Consider the following 16,452-nt stretch of genomic DNA (forward strand, 5'->3'; position numbering starts at 1 on the left):
AGTTGCGACGTGTGCTGTGGTGTCGGTGAGAGCGGGTTGCTCAGCCGCGAGCAGTGGTGGACAGCCGGTGCCGGCTGCGCAGTCCGGGTTTGTCGATTTTGCCTACGGGGTTGCGGGGCAAGGCGTCGACGACATGTATAGCCACGGGCAGTTTGACTTTCGTGAGCCGCTCACGGAGGTGGTCGGTGAGCTGTCCGTCGGTCACGGGGCTGTCGGGATAGGGGACCACGTAGGCCACGGGTACCTCGCCATACACCTCGTGAGGTGCGCCGACCACGGCCGCCTCGAGGACGCTGTCGTGGGTGGCGAGTGCGTTCTCGATCTCCTTGGGGTAGATGTTCTCGCCGCCCCGGATGATCATGTCCTTGATCCGGTCGACGAGGGTGAGGTAGCCGTCCTCGTCGAGTCGACCGACGTCGCCCGTGTGGAGCCAGCCGTCGACAACGGTCCGGTGTGTCTCGTCGGGACGCCTCAGGTAGCCGTGCATCACGTTGGCGCCGCGGATGACGATTTCGCCGACGGCTCCCGGTGGGAGCAGGACGCCGGACTCGTCCATGATCGCGAGGGTCTGCCCGGGCAGTGCGGGCCCGACTGTGCCGAGTTTGCGGACGCCGCCGGGTGGGTTGCACGCCGACGCGCAGGTGCCCTCGGTGAGCCCGTACCCTTCGACGATCACCAGGCCGAAGCGCTGTTCAGCGCGTTCGAGCAATTCCTTGGAGATCGGCGCGGCTCCGCAGACCCCGAACCGCAACGACGACGTGTCGGTGACAACCTCATCGGGTTGGGAGACGAGCAGTGCGTAGATTGTCGGGACTGCGGAGAAGTATGTCGGCCGCAGCCGGGCCACGTCGTCGAAGAACCGGGCCGGGGAGAACCGGCCGGTGACACTCAGTTGCCCTCCGGCCAGCATCGGTGCGAGGAAGCTGACACAGATCGCGTTGACGTGAAACAGCGGCAGGATGAGCAGACAGTGGTCATCGGCGGTGAGCGAAAGATGCTCGGCAAGCGACGAACTCATGAACTGCAGGTTGTCGTGCGTGAGCATGACGCCCTTGGGTCTTCCCGTCGACCCCGACGTGTAGATCAGTAGCGCGACGTCGCTGCCGGCCGGGCGGAAGTCCCGGGCGGGCCCCGAAGGCAGGGAGGTGTGCATCTCGTCGACCGCAATCGACGGGCGACCGGCGCTCGGAGCGTCCGGTCCCTCGTTCACGACCAGCGCGGCGTCGGCATCGGTGATCTGGTACTCCGCTTCGGCGGCGGTGAAGGTGGGGTTGACCGGTGTGGCGGCCGCACCCAGCCGCCACGCCGCCATGAGGACGACGAGCAGCTCCACCCGGTTCGGCAGCATCACCGCGACGACGTCACCCTCGCGGACCCCGCGTTCGCTCAGTTGCGCCGCGAACGCATCCACCCGATCGGCGAACTGCCGGTACGTGAGGTCGCTGTGGTCGTCGCGCAGGCACGGTGCGTCGCCGTGTGTGGGCGCGAGGTCCCAGGTGAAATAGCCGATGTCGGACACTGTTTCGATCCCTTCATTGCCGTGTGATTCACGACACTATGCGCGGGGACGGTGCTCCGAAATATTCCGCGAGGCTCGAGTTCGCGCCAGGTTTTGTCCGCGGCGGACAAGGCCGGATCTGGAGCGAGGCACGGGCGCGTAGTGAGTGGTGCATGCGCGGATCATCGACAATGACGCATGAAGGCGCCCGTGACATGCATACCCTGGTGAGGGGACACACGTCCCGTCAGACCGCCCCGCGGACGAGGATGACCTGCCTGTCAGGAGCCGGATACATGGCCGAACAGATCGATGACTACTTCACCACCACCATCAACGAGATGGTCGGCGCGGTACCGATGGGGGTACGTGATCGCGACGGAGCCGTGGAGGCGCAGTCGAGGCTGTCCGTGCAGGACATTCTGGACTTGTTCGATTCGCAATTGGGCAGCCGTCATCTCGATCTCGCGGCGCGCTGGTTACGCTCGAAAGGTAAGGGCTTCTACACGATCGGCTCATCCGGGCACGAGGGAAACGCCGTCGTGGCCCGCGCCCTCCGTCTGACCGATCCGGCGTTGTTGCACTACCGCTCCGGTGCGTTCTTCCTCGAACGCGCCCGGCAAGTGCGGGGCAGCGACCCGCTGCGCGATGTGCTCCTCGGCGTCGTCGCCGCCGCCGAGGAACCGATGTCGGGTGGCCGGCACAAGGTGTTCGGTCGCCACGACCTCAATATCATCCCCCAGACCTCGACGATCGCATCTCATCTGCCGCGGGCGGTCGGCGTTGCCTTTTCCCTCGCGCGCGCCGCCAAGCTACGCGTCCCCTCACCCTGGCCCGACGATGCGATCGTAGTGTGCAGTTTCGGCGATGCCTCGGCCAACCACTCGACCGCGATCGGCGCCATCAACACCGCTCTCTACTCGGCGTTTCAGGGCCTTCCCATTCCGCTGCTGTTGGTCTGCGAAGACAATGGCATCGGGATCAGCACCAAGACCCCGGCAGGGTGGATCGGCGCCAACTTCGGGAATCGTGACGGGCTCGAGTACTTCGCCGTCGATGGATCGGATTTGCCGATGGCCTACGCCACCGCGCAGCGTGCCGCCGACTGGGTCCGCAGGAACAGGCGTCCGGCGTTCCTGCATCTGCGCACGGTGAGACTGATGGGCCACGCCGGATCCGACGTCGAAGCCGCCTACCGCACCACCGGCGAGATCACCGCAGACTTCGACCGAGATCCGGTGCTGTGCACTGCACAACTGCTGATCGAGCGCGGGCATCTCAGCCCGAAGGAGGTGCTTGCGCTCTACGAGAAGAAGCGCGCAGAAGTCATCGGACTCGCACGGCACGTGAGCGAGCTACCCCAACTCGATAGTCCCGCCGCGGTGATGCGACCACTGAGGGAGGGCCTCGACGAAGCGATGGCGGCCGAACCGCAACGGACCCAAGCCGCGCGCCGCGCCCACATCTTCGGCGGCCCGCTACCCGAAGAAGAGGGTCCACTGACCTTGGCCTCGTCGATCAACCGTGCCCTGCTCGACGTGCTCATCGAGTACCCGGAGTCGCTGGTCTTCGGCGAGGACGTCGCCCGGAAGGGTGGCGTCTACGGGGTCACGCGCGGGCTGATGAAGAAAGTCGGGGTTGCCCGCGTCTTCGACACCCTCCTCGACGAACAGGCTATTCTCGGGCTCGCACTCGGCGCGGGAGTCTCCGGGCTGCTGCCGATCCCGGAGATCCAGTACCTCGCGTACCTGCACAACGCCGCCGACCAGATCCGCGGTGAAGGCGCGACCCTGCAATTCTTCTCCGATCGTCAATACCGCAACCCCATGGTGGTGCGTATCGCCGGTTACGGGTACCAGAAGGGATTCGGGGGGCACTTCCACAACGACAATGCCGTCGCAGCGTTACGTGATATCCCCGGCATAATCATTGCCTCCCCGGCCAGGCCCGACGACGCCGCGGCCATGATGCGCACCTGTGTTGCGGCCGCCCACAGCGCCGGTGCGGTGTGCGTGTACTTGGAACCGATTGCCCTGTACCACACCAGGGATTTGCACGAGGACGGCGACGAGCAGTGGCTCACCCCCTACCCGGATCCACTGAAGGGCGCCGAGAATTTCGTACAGATCGGGCGGGCGCGCACCTATGGCAAGGGAACGGACCTGACCATCGTCACCTTCGGTAACGGGGTGCACATGAGCCTCCGAGTGGCGCGTCGCCTCGAACGAGCCGATATCTCGGCCCGGGTGGTGGACATGCGGTGGCTCGCGCCGCTGCCGGTGCTGGACATCGTCCGCGAGGCGAATGCCACCGGCCGAGTCCTCGTCGTCGACGAAACCCGGGCGGCGGGTGGTGTGGGGGAGGGCGTCGTCATGGCATTGGTGGACCAAGGCTTCACCGGCCGCCTCGCCCGGGTTGCGAGCGAGAACAGCTTCATCCCCCTCGGCGACGCCGCACTCGAGGTCCTGCTGTCCGAAGACACCATCGAGGCCGCGGCGCTCGAAGTGGTGCGGGGGCGTTGACTCCCCGCACCGGACGCGTCGGAGGGATCATCTTCTTTCACAGGCCCGCCAGCGGTGGTGATGTGCCGCTGCGGCGGGTCCTGCCCTCGAAAGCGTGTCGACTCAGTCGGTTTCCCAGGAGAAACCGTCCGGATCGGTGAAGCTGCCGGCGTCGCTGCGGATGACGATTCGATGTGCGCCGGTGCCGTCGGGGGAGACGCCCGCGTCCTTCGCGAGGGCGCGGCGCCCGTAGAGCGCGAGCTTGACCTTCGGGCCGGTGGCGAACTCGACGTACTTGCGTCCGAAGCTTCTCGTCACCTCCAGACCGTGGTCGAGGTAGAACTGCTTGCCGGCTTTGACATCTCCGACTCCGAGGAGCAGCACGAGGTCCTCGAAGTGCCGGGTGGCCGGTCCCTTGTTCTTCTTCGACGACGTCGCGACTTTCCACAGGGCGCCGTCGGGGCCCTGTACGACGCCGCCGTACCCCCAGAGGCTCTTCTTGGCCGGTGTGATCGTGGCGCCGCCGTTGTCGAGGGCGGCCTCGATGTAGGCGTCGACGATGTTCGGTTGGGACACGACGAGTGAGAGAGTGAAACCGCGGAATCCGGTGGTCGGTGCATCCGCGTCCCGGGCAGTGATGTGGGCATCGACGCCGAGTGCGGTGTGGAAGGCCTTCGCGGCGGTGGGCTCGGGAGTGTCGAGGGTGAGACTATTGATGGTGATCATGTCAGCGCTCCTCCTTGATCTCGTTGATGCGGATGAGGTTTCCTGCGGGATCGCGGACGGCGCAGTCACGGATGCCGTACGGCTGGTCGATCGGTTCCTGGACGATCTCGGTGTCGCTTGCCGCGAGCTGGGCGAAGGTTGCGTCCAGGTCGGGGGTGGCCAATGTGAGGATGGCGTAGGTCCCCTTGGCCATCATCTCGGTGATGGTGCGGCGCTCCTCGTCGGTGATCCCGGGATCGGCCGCCGGTGGGTGCAGAACGAGGGAGGTGCCGGGCTGGTCCGGGTGTCCCACGGTGATCCAGTGCATCCCGTTGTAACCCACGTCTTTGCGGACTTCGAACCCGAGGATGTCGCGGTAGAAGGCCAGCGAGGCCTCGTGGTCGGTGTGCGGAAGGAAGGCCGAGTGAATGGTGATGTTCATGTGAGTGACGTTAATGCGGCCCGAGATGAGACGCTTCTCGATTCCTGACCGGTCTGCGAACGCTCAGATTTCTGACGGAACCGCGCTCCTTGCTTCGCCGGGTGAGTCGAGCGTCGAGGTGGGCTGGCGGTTCGGCCACCACACCGCGTCCCCGACGAGCGTGAACAGCGCCGGGATGACGAGTGTTCGCACCACGAACGTGTCGAGGAGGATGCCGAGGCCGACGACGATGCCCAGCTGGGTCAGTGTGATCAGGGGCAGCACGCCGAGGACGGCGAACACGGCGGCGAGTACTATTCCGGCACTGGTGATGACGCCGCCGGTCGCGGCAACAGCCCGCACGATCGCGGCCCGCGTGCCCCGCCCCGGTGTTTCCTCCCGGGCCCGGGTGACGAGGAAGATGCTGTAGTCGACGCCGAGTGCCACGAGGAACAGGAACGCGAACAGGGGAACGGTGTCGTCGAGCGCGGGGAACCCGAAGATGCGCGTGCTCACCCAGTTGCCCAGCCCGAGCGCCGCGACCGCGCTGAGTACCGTCGTCCCGACGAGGACCAGCGGTGCGACCACGGCCCGCAGGAGCACTACGAGCACGGCCAGGACCACGAGAAGGATCGCCGGAATGACGATCACCTGGTCCCGGAGGGCGGCGTCCCGCTTGTCCAGCGACTGGGCGTCGCTGCCACCGACGAGCGCTTCCGCACCGTCGATGTCGGTCAAGGCTGCCCTGATGATGTCGATGGTTGCGAAGGCCTCCTCCGTTGCAGGTGGTGCGTCGAGTACGACGGCCCATCGCGTCAGACCGGTGTTCGATCGGCCGGCCTCGCTCACCGAGACGACCCCTTCGGTCTCGGCGAGAACCCGCTGTACGGCGTCGGTCGCTTGCGTGCGGGCGACCACGGTGGTGGGGTCGGAGAGTCCGGACGGAAAATGAGCAGCGAGAGTGTCCAGGCCGTCGACCGATTCCGCTGCGACCCGGAACTGTTCGGTTTGGGACAGCCCGACGTGGGTGCCGATCAACCCCGCCGCACAGACCCCGAGCGCCATAATCGACGCAATTGCGGTGCGTCGCGGGTGTCGTGCTACCGCGGAGGCAACCCGGAACCAGGCGCCGTGCGTGGTGCTGTCCGGGTCGCCCACACGGGGCACGAACGGCCAGAACAGTCGCTTTCCGCTGAGTGCGAGAGCGGGCGGGAGGACCAGCAGCACGAAGGTGAGCGCTACCAGGAGGCCGGCGGCCGCGAGCACACCCAGGCTGCGGGTACTGGGAATGGTCGCCAACAGCAGGGTCAGTAGGGCAAGTACCACAGTGACATTGGACGCGACGATCGCCGGTCCGGCCCGGCGCACGGCGTGGCGCAAGGCGACCCGGTGGTCCGGCTCCGCGCGGAGTTCCTCCCGGTAGCGGGAGATGAGGAGTAGCGCGTAGTTCGTTCCGGCACCGAAGACCAGCACGCTCGTGATGCCGGACGTCGACCCGTCGAAGGTCAGCCCGGTCAGTTCGGCCACGGCAGTACCGACGGTCGACGCAACCCGATCGGCGAAGCCGACCACGGCGAGTGGCACGAGCCAGAGGATCGGTGAGCGGTAGGTGACGATCAGCAGGACCGCGACGACAAGCGCAGTGACCGCGAGCAACGTGACATTTGCGCCCGAGAACGAGTCGGCGATATCAGCGCCGAATGCCGGACCTCCTGTCACCTGCGCCAGAAGCCCCGGAGGTAGCGAGTCGGTGGCCGCCGCCCGCAGTTCGGCGACGCGATCGTTCAACGCGAAACCTGAGAGTTCCGAATCGGCGGGAACCTGTCCGATCACCGCTCTGCCGTCCGGTGACGGGATGAGTGCCGGTCCTGGGCTCGGTTCGAGGGTGCGGTCGACACGGAGCATCCGGTTCCGGGCCGCGTCGAATGCCGCGAGGTCCGCGTCGGTCAACACGCCGCCGTCGGCACGACTGCCGACGAGAATCGCCGGTGTCACCCCCGATTCGGGAAAGTCGGCGAGGAGGCCGTCCACCTCGGCCGATTCCGCAGACGCGGGCAGGGAGGTCGGTGACTGTCCCGCGGAGTTGTTGCCACCGACGAACGCCATGAAAGCGCCGGCCAAGACAAGGACGGTGAGGGCCACTGCCCACGACCGCTGTCCGGTCACGGCGGAGGCGAGTCGATCCCAGATAGCGAGAGAACGGTGTTCTGTCGGTGCATGCCCATCGGTGTTCACCCTCAGAATATTTCAGAAACTGAATAGTTAAGCAACTGAGAGGATCGGAGGGGATAGGCTGTCGGCCGACCGCTGAGAGGGCCTAGAGATGACAGACGACATGCCGGACAGTGCTCGTCCCGACGCGAGAGCGAGACTGGAAGCAGACATTTCGGCAGATGTCCGCGCGATGACCGTGGCGTCGGAGCAGATCGGACGCACTTTCGGTGCGCTGCACGATCTCAGCCCCAACGACTTCCAGGCGCTGATGCACGTCATGGTCGCCGACACCAATGGCACGCCGTTGACCGCCGGAGAACTGGGGAGCCTGCTCGGGCTGTCGTCGGCGGCGGTGACCTATCTGGTGGAGCGCATGCTGACGTCAGGGCATATTCGGCGGGAGGCAGACCCTTCGGACCGCCGGAAAGTCATCCTGCGTTACGACGACCACGGGCTGGAAGTAGCCCGCGAGTTCTTCGCCCCACTCGGACAGCGCACGGCGCGTGCCCTACGGGACGTCTCCGATGCCGACCTGGCTGCTGCCCACCGCGTGTTCGCAGTGCTGATCGACTCGATGCAGAGCCACTATGAGGATCTCGGTGGAAAGAACATCCGACACCTGACCGCGCGCCGGACCACCTGAGAAGTCCGTGACGTGGATAGTCTCGTGCAATGAAGACCCGGCCGCTGCTGCGTTCGCCAGTGTTGCGTGTGTCGGTGTGGTCATCGATGGGGGTGGCTGTGGTCTTCGGTGCCACGGCATGTATCGGAGCTGTCGACCGTGCTGAATTCGACGCGGATATGCGATCCCGGGGCGGGGGTATGACCTCGGCCCTCGTCGGCGACGGTTTAGCAGCGCTCGCGGTTCGCTACGGCGTCGCAGAAGTGCAGGTGACAAATCTGGACATCGCGCCGGTCGAGCAGTTGGCTGTCACCGTCCGCGATCCGGCGAATCCCGATCAGCTCGACCAGTACACCTTCGATGGTGAGAATGTAAGTGAGCCCAGTCCAGTGGTGGTCTCTGCGCTGGAAGACCTGGATGCCCGCGCCTTCACCCTCGACGACGTTCCGGCATTGGGTCGAGTCGAGCATCTGGTAGACGAAGCCCTGTCCCACAGCGGTCTCGAGGGCGGTCAGGTAGTCGGCATCTCGGTGACCAGGGCCGGCGGAATTTCGCCGACAGCGATGGTCGAGTCGCCGCGGTCGCGGTCGGTGGTCGTGTTCGATGCCGACGGAGTGGTGGTCGGGGTGCATCCGCTATGACCGAGCCGGTGGAATCGGGTGTAGATCCACAACCTCGGAAGCGCTTTGCGGCCAAGCCGCTCCTGTTGTGGGGAATCGGCATTACGGTGAGCGTCGGCTTCCTCACCCTGATCTCTTCGCTGATCTGGCCGGGACAAGCCGTCTACCTTGCGCCTGTGTTCTGCGAACAGCCCGGACACGACGCGGTCGTCGTGTCGGATACCTATTCCACCGGGGACGGTCGGTCCACCAATTTCACCCTGTACTGCGTGGGAGAACGGGGGCAGACGACCGACAAGGGATGGCTGCAACCCTTCCTCCTGATGTGGGCCGCCTACCTGGTGGTGGTCACGGTAGTCGTCTCGGTGGTACTCATCGCAGCGAAGGGTCGATCGGTGTCAGAGGAATTGTGATGCCGGCCGGTCCGGAGAAGGTCGAATTCAGCTTCGAATAAGACTGTCGGACAGCGACTTCTCGTACGACGCCCGCTTTGCCGGTTCGCACCGGTACTGCCCCGTCGCGGTATGCCGGAAGCGGTTGCCGTCCGCGCTGACGGTTTGGCCGCAGTAACGGCATTCGTGACCGCGTACGCCCAATCGGATCGTCTCGGCGGTGGGGTAGGTGTTGACGGTCATGGTTCTCGTTCTTCGCTGTGGTCTGTTCAGTGGGCGATGTGGACTGTTCGGTGGGCAGGAAGTCGATCACGCGTATTCGGCGGCGACCCCGGAAGTGCCGAACTGGGCGGTCCGGGTCAGGGCTTGCCAGACGACGTCGTACCGCTTGACGGTCATCTCGTCCGCGTCGGCCAAGAGGCTGTCGAGAAGGGATCGCGGATCGTCCTGCCACGCCTGCCGGGCGTGCGCGACCACGCGGTTGGTGAACAGCCCCGATTGGGCGAGTGCGAACGTCCATTCGTCGAGGTCGCCGGAATGGATTCGCTCGACGGTGTCATAGTCGAATCCCTCCGCGACGAAGTCGCGAGCGAACGTCGCGGTGACATAGTCACCGCAGGTAAGCGGTTCTGCCTTCATGGTGCGGGACCTCTCCTGCAATCGACGCGGTTCCGGAAGCCGCCGGGTTACGCGTGTGTGTGACAAGTCACAGACTGCCACCGGGTGCGGCTACGCCACATCGGCCGGATGGCCCGTGGGTATACCTATTTTTCGTCTCCCGGTACCTTCCCGGGGGCCGCAGGCAGCGGAGTCCGTGTCGTCCCCTCCGCCCCGTCTACCCCTTCGACCTGCGGAAAGTCGGTTCTAGGGCTGTGCAACCACGATGTTCCCGCCGGAATCCGTGCACGTGATGCTGTATCCAGTCGCCGCGGAGTGTGGGTCTCCCTTTGTTCGGCATTTCCATCCGTCGACGTCGTACACCGCGTCCGTTGCGTCGGGGGCGGTGAAGTACCTGTTGAGCATGGCGTGAGCAGCGTCGCAGCGGATCGTTCCCTTTACGATGACGACCGTTGCGGGTTCGCCTGTCGGCGGGTAGACGACGCGGCCACACTGATTCGATCCGCCTTCCAACTGGGGGAGAGGAGGTGCGGTCGGCTCGGTAGGCGTGATCTGCGGTGGGCCGGCGTCGGGGGTGCCCGGTATCGGGGTGAACTCGAACTTGTAACCGCCGGTCGAGATGGTGAATCCCTGATTCGTTGCGTCCTCTCTGCACGAGACGCCCGAGAACTGCACATTGCAGGTGAAGCCGTCGGCAGACAAGGTCGACCCGTAGGGGAGGACGTTGGGGTTTCCCGGGAAGAGTGGCTGGTTCGCGGTCTGGAAACTCGGTCCCTTCGCGGCTTCGATGGCGACGATGTTTGCCTCGGCGGAGGGCGCGGGGGCCTGGACGGGGATTTGTAACGGGCCGGGAACTCCTGGAGGCGTCCCCGGCGTGTGAGACGCGCACGCGACCATCCCGTTCGCCGGGGTGATCGCGCAGAGCCATTTTCCTGACGGGGTGACGAAGCCGTACGCGCCACTCGAGTCGCCGCCGGCATACTGCTCCCGGTTGACACCGCTCGTGTCGCGCTCCACGGCTGCCGGCGGTTGGCCCGAGGTGCCGACCTCTGGGGCCGCCCCGCTCGCCACCACCGCCGACGCGCTCGGTGACGACGAGTCCACGTCGCGACTCCCTGATCCCGCAAGCAACAGCACGGAGGCGACGGCAATCGTTACCAGCGCCACCGCGCGTCCGGGCGGAATCAACTCCATACGACGCACCCCTCCTCTGATCGCCCTCGGTCTCGTCTCGACCAGTTGAGATGTTCCCACGGATGCACCGGTGCCGAGTGATATCGAGAGAAGGCAGCAGGGGTAACCCGCCAATGACCGTGGGTGCCGAACCGGGTGTTTCCGCGAAACCACACTGAAGCGCAATGCGGCATCGAGCGGAGGAGGTCACTTTCGACTTGGTCGCTCGTCCAGACCTTCGGTATCAGAGGCGCTTTCGTATCAGGCGTCAGTTCACGCCTTCGGCTTCTCCTCGTCCGGGATCTCGCACAGATTCGGAATCTCTTGAAGGAGAGGCAAAGCTGACCCGCGATCGGTTCACGTATGGCAGTACGGCCAGGCGATGGGCCGAGGTGCTTGTCGCCGTGTATCTCGGATGAGTAACGGGATGTGCCGGGAGTGCGGATCGGTGTTCCGGGAGCGCGGATGAGAGTTAAATTGACTCTCACAGGCATATGGGAGTTCGACAGCGAGTAAGCCCAGCTCAAGGTCCGCCGCCCGCCCGGTTCTGTTCCAACCCGTGCGGGAGGCATAGCGTTTCGGGGTGCGCGATGATCGAAGTGGTGTCAGGGCTCCTCGCGGGGAGAGGCGAGCCCGTCGTGGTCGGGTCCGTACCTCCTGAACGACAAGGTGAGGACGCACGTGGTACCGGCGTCTCACTCCGAAGGCTGCTCGCGATTGCGGCGTTGACCCCGGCGCAGGCGTCGTGGCTCATCACCGATGCGCTCGACCAGCTCGAGCTGGCGCGCAGCCGAGGCCGCCTACCGATCCTGTTCCGAGACGATGCCGTCACAGTGTTCGAAGAAGGAGAGCTCACGATCGAGTTCACCGGGCGTGCGGCGTCCTGGCGCGAGATCAGCGATGCGATGGCCGACCTGTTGGGAAGCATCGCGGCGAACTGCCGCGGGTCCGCACTGGTTGACCGGATACACGAATCAATCACAGAAGCAAGAGATCTCGACGATGTGATGCAACGAGTTCGTCGTGCAATCGCACCTGACATCGACCCGGCCGCCGAAGAGAGGACGCGGCGACAACTCGGCGCGCTGGTCTCCGCCACGCTGGGGCGCCAACTATCGGACGGCCGTGAGGCGGGGGAGGAACGGACCCCTCGCGGCCGCCGGCCGGGGGTTGCCGGGGCATCACTTGCCACCGGCGACTGGTTTCCACCGGTTCGAAGTCCGTGGCACCGCAGAAAAAGACGGCTCTCGCGTCGCCGTGGTGCGCTGGGTCTCATCGCGATCGTGGTGCTCGCCGGAGCGCTGTGGACGGCACCGCGGGTGTGGTCGGAATTGCGTCGCGGCTGGGATGCCGTTCTGAATCCGGTGAATCCGTCGGGCCAGAATCAGATCGCCCCGGTATCGCCGCCGCCACCCGAACCCACGGGCGATCCGGGTGCACCGGCACCGGGGGGACAGCGTGCGGAACCGATATCGGTGGAGGTCGGGGCGCCCGCCAGTGCGGGGATCATCACCTTGGTTACCGCCACACTCGCCAACGGAGAATGCACGTCGGGACGTGCGTGCGACATCAGGGTCGACGTTCATTTCGACTCGGCCCCGAATGAAGGCACCGTGGTCTGGAAGCTGAATGTGTACGACCGATGCTCGGGCGAGGTGCGGACGGGCAACGAGGTGTCGCTGCACGTCCCACCCGGCGCGCAACAGGTATACGGCATCGGCCGGACAGATCTGCCCCCCAGCACTGCCCTCGCCGTCGCTGCGGTCACGAGTTTCCCCGCGACAGCCGCCTCGGAGCCGGTGCTGATGCCTGCCGAGAACGCATCCTGCTGAGCATCGGGGAGCGGTGAGACATGCAGGAAGACAAGCGGGAATCGGATCCCTGGATCGTCACGGCAGCTGTCGTCCTCGTGGTGCTCGGACTGCTCAATCTGACGTCGACGGGGATGACCTCGCACGCCGTTCGCCATGCCCTCTTCGCTGCAGCCGGACTCGGATTGATGCGCGTCGTCTCTCGCCTGCGGATGGGTGACCTGCGAGCATTCGGCTGGGCGATATTCACTGTCACCACCGCGATGCTGGCTGCCGTCCCACTCGCCGGGGTCGCGACCAAAGGCGCCCAGCGCTGGCTCGACTTCGGCATATTCACCATTCAACCGTCCGAACTGGCCAAGCTGGCTGTGGTTCTGGTGTCGGCGGGGTTGCTTGCTGCGGGGTTCACACTCGGCCGATTCGTTGCGACGCTGGCGGTCGTGGGAATCCCCGTGGCGCTGGTCGCACTGCAGCCCGACCTGTCGACTGCCGTCGTCCTCGTGGTGACCGCGGGATTCATGCTCGTCCTGGCGCGGGTTCCGTTGTTGCCGTTGTTGCCGTTGTTCATGCTGGGCATCGCCTCGTTGCCACTCGCCGTGCTCTTTCTCCGGCCGTATCAGCTCGAACGCGTCCATGTGTTCCTGTCGAGCAATGCCGACCCGAGCGGGGCGGGGTGGGCCGAAATGCAGGCGAACATCGCGATCGGTAGCGGCGGGTTGTGGGGCCTTTCGCGTGACCCGCTCTTCGAGGTGCGTGCCGAATACCTTCCCGAATCGGAACACGACCTGGCGTTCGCGAGCCTGGTGTACGGATGGGGCTTGATCGCCGGAATCGCTGTCGTGGTGGCGAGTTCGGTCATCGTGTGGCGGGCTGCACTCGCAGCCAGAACGGCACGGACGAGGGAAGCAGCACTCGTCGCAGCGGGCGTCGGTGGACTGTTCGGGATCCACGCACTCGTGTCGATCGGTGCGAGTCTCTCCTTGCTGCCGCACAACGGCATGCCGATTCCGCTGTTCAGCTACGGAGGCACTGCGGCGATCGTCGGCTTCGTGGCCGTCGGACTGGTGCTCGCCGTGCGTAGAGACGGTGTAGCACGACCGCTCTGGGCGCCGGAGCCGCGACGCCGCCGCCGGCCGAGAGGGCTGTCCGTCGGCGCAGTGACCGTCACTGCGCTGCTCGTCGCGATGTCCTTGTTCACCTGGCAGCTGCAGCACGACCGAGGCGCGGACCTACGTGCGATGAGCGACCAGCAGATGATGCGCTGTATCCGCCTGCCGGCCGAGCGCGGTCTCGTCGTCGATCGCAATGGTGTTCCCCTCGCAGTGAACGTCGCGGAGTATGCCGTAGCGGTGGTCGCCCGGATGTTCGACGAGAACGACGCCGGTTCCCGCCGCCGCCTCGCCTCACTGCTCGGTATCTCGCCCGAGGAGGTGACGAGTGTCGTGCGGGAACGTGGCGAGGGCGAACAGGACGTCGTCGTGGGGACCGTCGCCCCCGAAGTCGCTCGGCGCGTTGTGGACGCTCGTCTGCCCGGGGTTCTCGTGGTGCCTTCCGGTCGCCGGCACTATCCGTACGGCGCGGTGCTCGCCTCCGTCCTCGGACACGTCGGGGTGGCCGACGAGCACGACATGGAACGCTGGCCGCACCTTGCCCTCGGATCGCGGGTCGGCAAGGCGGGACTCGAGAAGCAGTACGATGCCCTGCTGCGCGGCAGCGACGGCAAGCAGTGCGTCTACGTGGATCCCTCCGGGCATCCCGTCGCCACCGGGGAGCGAGTAGACCCTGTACGAGGGCATGACCTGCGGTTGCACCTCGACGTCGGCGTGCAGAACCTTGCTACGGATGCGCTCACCGAGGCGATGCGTAAGAGCAGGGGCGACCTCGGCGCTGCCATCGTGATGGATGCGCGCAACGGGGCAGTGCTGGCGATGGCCAGCGTTCCCGGATTCGACAACAACGTCTACGGCCCCCCGGCCGACCTCGTTGCCCTGGCGGCTCAGGCCCAGACCCCGGGCCCGAGCCCGTTGCTGAACAACGTGACCCAGACCGCGGTGCCGCCCGGTTCGACATTCAAAATCGTCGTCGCCGCAGCGAATACGCAGCACCCGGTCCTGGCGCCGGAGACCGTGATCGAAACCGGTGCCGCCTATACGTACGGCGGCCATACCTTTCGGAACTGGCAACCGATGGGCCCCCACAATCTGCTCCAGGCCATCCAGTGGTCGGACAACGTCTACTTCTACAAGCTCGGCGAACTCCTCGGTCCCGAGAACATCGCCGCAGTGGCCGACCAACTCGGTGTCGGCCGGCGATCGGGGATCGACCTTCCCGGTGAGGCCGAGGGCTTCCTCGGAACCCCGGCCAATGTCGGAAGTATCGGCGCCACTTGGTATCCCGGATCTACGCTTCTGATGGGAATCGGCCAAGGCACCGTCAATGCCACCCCGATACAGGTGGCGCGCTGGACGTCGGGGATTGCGACGGGTGCGATGGTCACCCCCCAGCTCGCAGCAGGGTACGGGCCGGACGTCGTCCCTATCCCGACAGCGGAACCTGTGCGATTGCCCTTCGCGGACAGACTCGACCCGGTGCGGGCCGGGATGCGGGCATCCGCGGCGGCCGGCACGGCCGGACAGCTTGCGGAACTGCCGGTGCCGGCGGGTGCAAAGACGGGCACGGCCGAGGATCCGTCGGCGCCCGGCGAAGGTCTCAACGCCTGGTTTTCCGCGGTCGCACCCTTCGACGCTCCCCAGATCGTGGTGTCGGTGCTGGTTCGTGGCGGTGGTTTCGGGTCCGCGACCTCCGGGCCCGTCGTCAAGAAAATCCTCGAGCACTACTTCCCACGGCCGCCCGGCGTGCTGCCGATTCGGTGATCAATTGCTGTACGCGGCCACGACCTCGGGGTGCTCCAAGCACGCCGTAGCGCCTTCGGCGACGCAGGTGAGCGGCCGCTCGGCCGTCTTCACCGGGAATCCGAAGGCCTGCTCCAGCATCTCCGACACACCACGCAGCATCGACCCACCGCCGATGGCGAGCACACCTTCCGCCATCACGTCGCCGATCGCCTGGGCAGGAAGGTCCTCCAGGCATTCGGTCAGCGTCTGAACGATCCCCGACATAGTCGGGCGTAGGGCATCGACTACTTCCTCGGTTTCGAGCGTGACCAGACGTGCGCGGCCGGTCACGGCGTCACGGCCTTCCACGACGAGTGACTGTCCGTCCTCGGTGTCGGGCGCGCCCACCTTCGCTCGTTCGGCCGTGAGTTCACCGACGATGATGTTGTGCTCGGCCCGTAGGTATTGGTAGAGCGCGTGCGTGAGTTCGTCCCCGGCCAGCCGGCAACTGCGATGCGAGAGAATGCCACCGAAACAAATCGCCGTGACTTCCGAAGTGCCACCGCCGATATCCACAACGAGGTGGGCGCGCGGCTCGAGCGGGTTGATACCGCAGCCGAGTGCTCCCGCGACAGGTTCCGGTATCAAACCGACCTTCCGTAGGCCAGCCTCGTGCCCGACCTCCAGCAGAGCACGGCGTTCGAGGGGTGTGGCGCCCGCGGGGACCGCGATGACACCCTTCGGTCGCACGCCGTACGGCCTGTGTGGGGATGCCCGTTTGATGACGGCACTGACGAAGGTGCGGGCGGTTTCCAAGTCGACGATCACCCCGTTGTGCATCGGACGCACCTGCGTGATGCCGATGGGAGTGCGGCCGACGAGGCTGCGAGCATCGTGGCCGATGGCGAGGGCGCGGTGTGGTTCCTTGGTGCGAACGAGCATGAAGGACGGCTCGTTCAGGACGACACCCTCTTCCGGTGTGCCGACGACAGTATTGGCAGTTCCGAGATCGATACCCAGTCCACGCACGTCGGCCTCCGAAA

At 65.9% G+C, this 16,452-nt stretch carries 14 protein-coding genes; 6 read left to right on the forward strand and 8 right to left on the reverse strand.

Annotated features, from left to right (window positions below; genetic code table 11):
* Positions 1–40: 40 nt before the first annotated feature.
* On the reverse strand, positions 41–1,519 hold the full coding sequence (locus tag L1080_RS09440; protein WP_250773471.1) for a class I adenylate-forming enzyme family protein: 1,479 nt from the start codon (positions 1,517–1,519) through the stop codon (positions 41–43).
* A gap of 320 nt (positions 1,520–1,839) precedes the next feature.
* Between L1080_RS09440 and L1080_RS09445 the strand changes: the two genes are divergently transcribed.
* The gene (locus tag L1080_RS09445) at positions 1,840–4,020 is read left to right on the forward strand and encodes a thiamine pyrophosphate-dependent enzyme (protein WP_374434579.1); all 2,181 of its coding nucleotides are present in this window, start codon (positions 1,840–1,842) and stop codon (positions 4,018–4,020) included.
* Positions 4,021–4,122: 102 nt separating this feature from the next.
* Here L1080_RS09445 and L1080_RS09450 read toward each other — a convergent pair whose 3' ends face one another.
* The 3 genes from L1080_RS09450 to L1080_RS09460 form a co-directional block, all read right to left on the reverse strand.
* Positions 4,123–4,722, reverse strand: a complete 600-nt coding sequence (locus L1080_RS09450) for a VOC family protein (protein WP_250773512.1) — start codon at positions 4,720–4,722, stop codon at positions 4,123–4,125.
* A 4-nt stretch (positions 4,723–4,726) separates the two neighbouring features.
* Positions 4,727–5,146, reverse strand: a complete 420-nt coding sequence (locus L1080_RS09455) for a VOC family protein (protein WP_159922739.1) — start codon at positions 5,144–5,146, stop codon at positions 4,727–4,729.
* A gap of 63 nt (positions 5,147–5,209) precedes the next feature.
* Positions 5,210–7,231, reverse strand: a complete 2,022-nt coding sequence (locus L1080_RS09460) for an MMPL family transporter (RefSeq protein ID WP_284708377.1) — start codon at positions 7,229–7,231, stop codon at positions 5,210–5,212.
* A 217-nt stretch (positions 7,232–7,448) separates the two neighbouring features.
* Between L1080_RS09460 and L1080_RS09465 the strand changes: the two genes are divergently transcribed.
* The 3 genes from L1080_RS09465 to L1080_RS09475 are packed head-to-tail and all read left to right on the forward strand — an operon-like array spanning position 7,449 to position 8,994.
* On the forward strand, positions 7,449–7,982 hold the full coding sequence (locus L1080_RS09465; protein WP_250773467.1) for a MarR family winged helix-turn-helix transcriptional regulator: 534 nt from the start codon (positions 7,449–7,451) through the stop codon (positions 7,980–7,982).
* 29 nt (positions 7,983–8,011) lie between these two features.
* Positions 8,012–8,602, forward strand: a complete 591-nt coding sequence (locus tag L1080_RS09470; protein WP_250773456.1) for a hypothetical protein — start codon at positions 8,012–8,014, stop codon at positions 8,600–8,602.
* On the forward strand, positions 8,599–8,994 hold the full coding sequence (locus tag L1080_RS09475) for a hypothetical protein (protein WP_250773453.1): 396 nt from the start codon (positions 8,599–8,601) through the stop codon (positions 8,992–8,994). Before L1080_RS09470 ends, L1080_RS09475 begins: the two co-directional genes overlap by 4 nt.
* A 27-nt stretch (positions 8,995–9,021) precedes the next feature.
* On the opposite strand, the gene L1080_RS09480 is transcribed toward L1080_RS09475, so the two are convergent.
* From L1080_RS09480 to L1080_RS09490, 3 genes are all read right to left on the reverse strand, one after another.
* Positions 9,022–9,216 carry a hypothetical protein gene (locus L1080_RS09480; protein WP_159922735.1) on the reverse strand — a complete coding sequence of 65 codons (195 nt, stop codon included), beginning with the start codon at positions 9,214–9,216 and terminating at the stop codon, positions 9,022–9,024.
* A gap of 66 nt (positions 9,217–9,282) precedes the next feature.
* Positions 9,283–9,612 carry a hypothetical protein gene (locus L1080_RS09485; RefSeq protein ID WP_109330336.1) on the reverse strand — a complete coding sequence of 110 codons (330 nt, stop codon included), beginning with the start codon at positions 9,610–9,612 and terminating at the stop codon, positions 9,283–9,285.
* A gap of 225 nt (positions 9,613–9,837) precedes the next feature.
* A complete protein-coding gene (locus tag L1080_RS09490) occupies positions 9,838–10,785 on the reverse strand; it encodes a hypothetical protein (protein ID WP_250773451.1) in 948 nt (315 codons plus the stop codon).
* Positions 10,786–11,354: 569 nt separating this feature from the next.
* Here L1080_RS09490 and L1080_RS09495 point away from each other — a divergent pair.
* Positions 11,355–12,596 carry a hypothetical protein gene (locus L1080_RS09495; protein WP_250773449.1) on the forward strand — a complete coding sequence of 414 codons (1,242 nt, stop codon included), beginning with the start codon at positions 11,355–11,357 and terminating at the stop codon, positions 12,594–12,596.
* 20 nt (positions 12,597–12,616) lie between these two features.
* Positions 12,617–15,448 carry an FtsW/RodA/SpoVE family cell cycle protein gene (locus tag L1080_RS09500; protein WP_159922729.1) on the forward strand — a complete coding sequence of 944 codons (2,832 nt, stop codon included), beginning with the start codon at positions 12,617–12,619 and terminating at the stop codon, positions 15,446–15,448.
* On the opposite strand, the gene mreB is transcribed toward L1080_RS09500, so the two are convergent.
* On the reverse strand, positions 15,449–16,438 hold the full coding sequence (gene mreB / locus L1080_RS09505) for a rod shape-determining protein (protein WP_109330329.1): 990 nt from the start codon (positions 16,436–16,438) through the stop codon (positions 15,449–15,451).
* Positions 16,439–16,452 lie beyond the last annotated feature (14 nt).

Origin of the sequence: Rhodococcus sp. MSC1_016, assembly GCF_023667485.2 — a bacterium.
In the GTDB taxonomy this organism is placed as follows: Bacteria; Actinomycetota; Actinomycetes; order Mycobacteriales; family Mycobacteriaceae; genus Rhodococcus_F; species Rhodococcus_F oxybenzonivorans.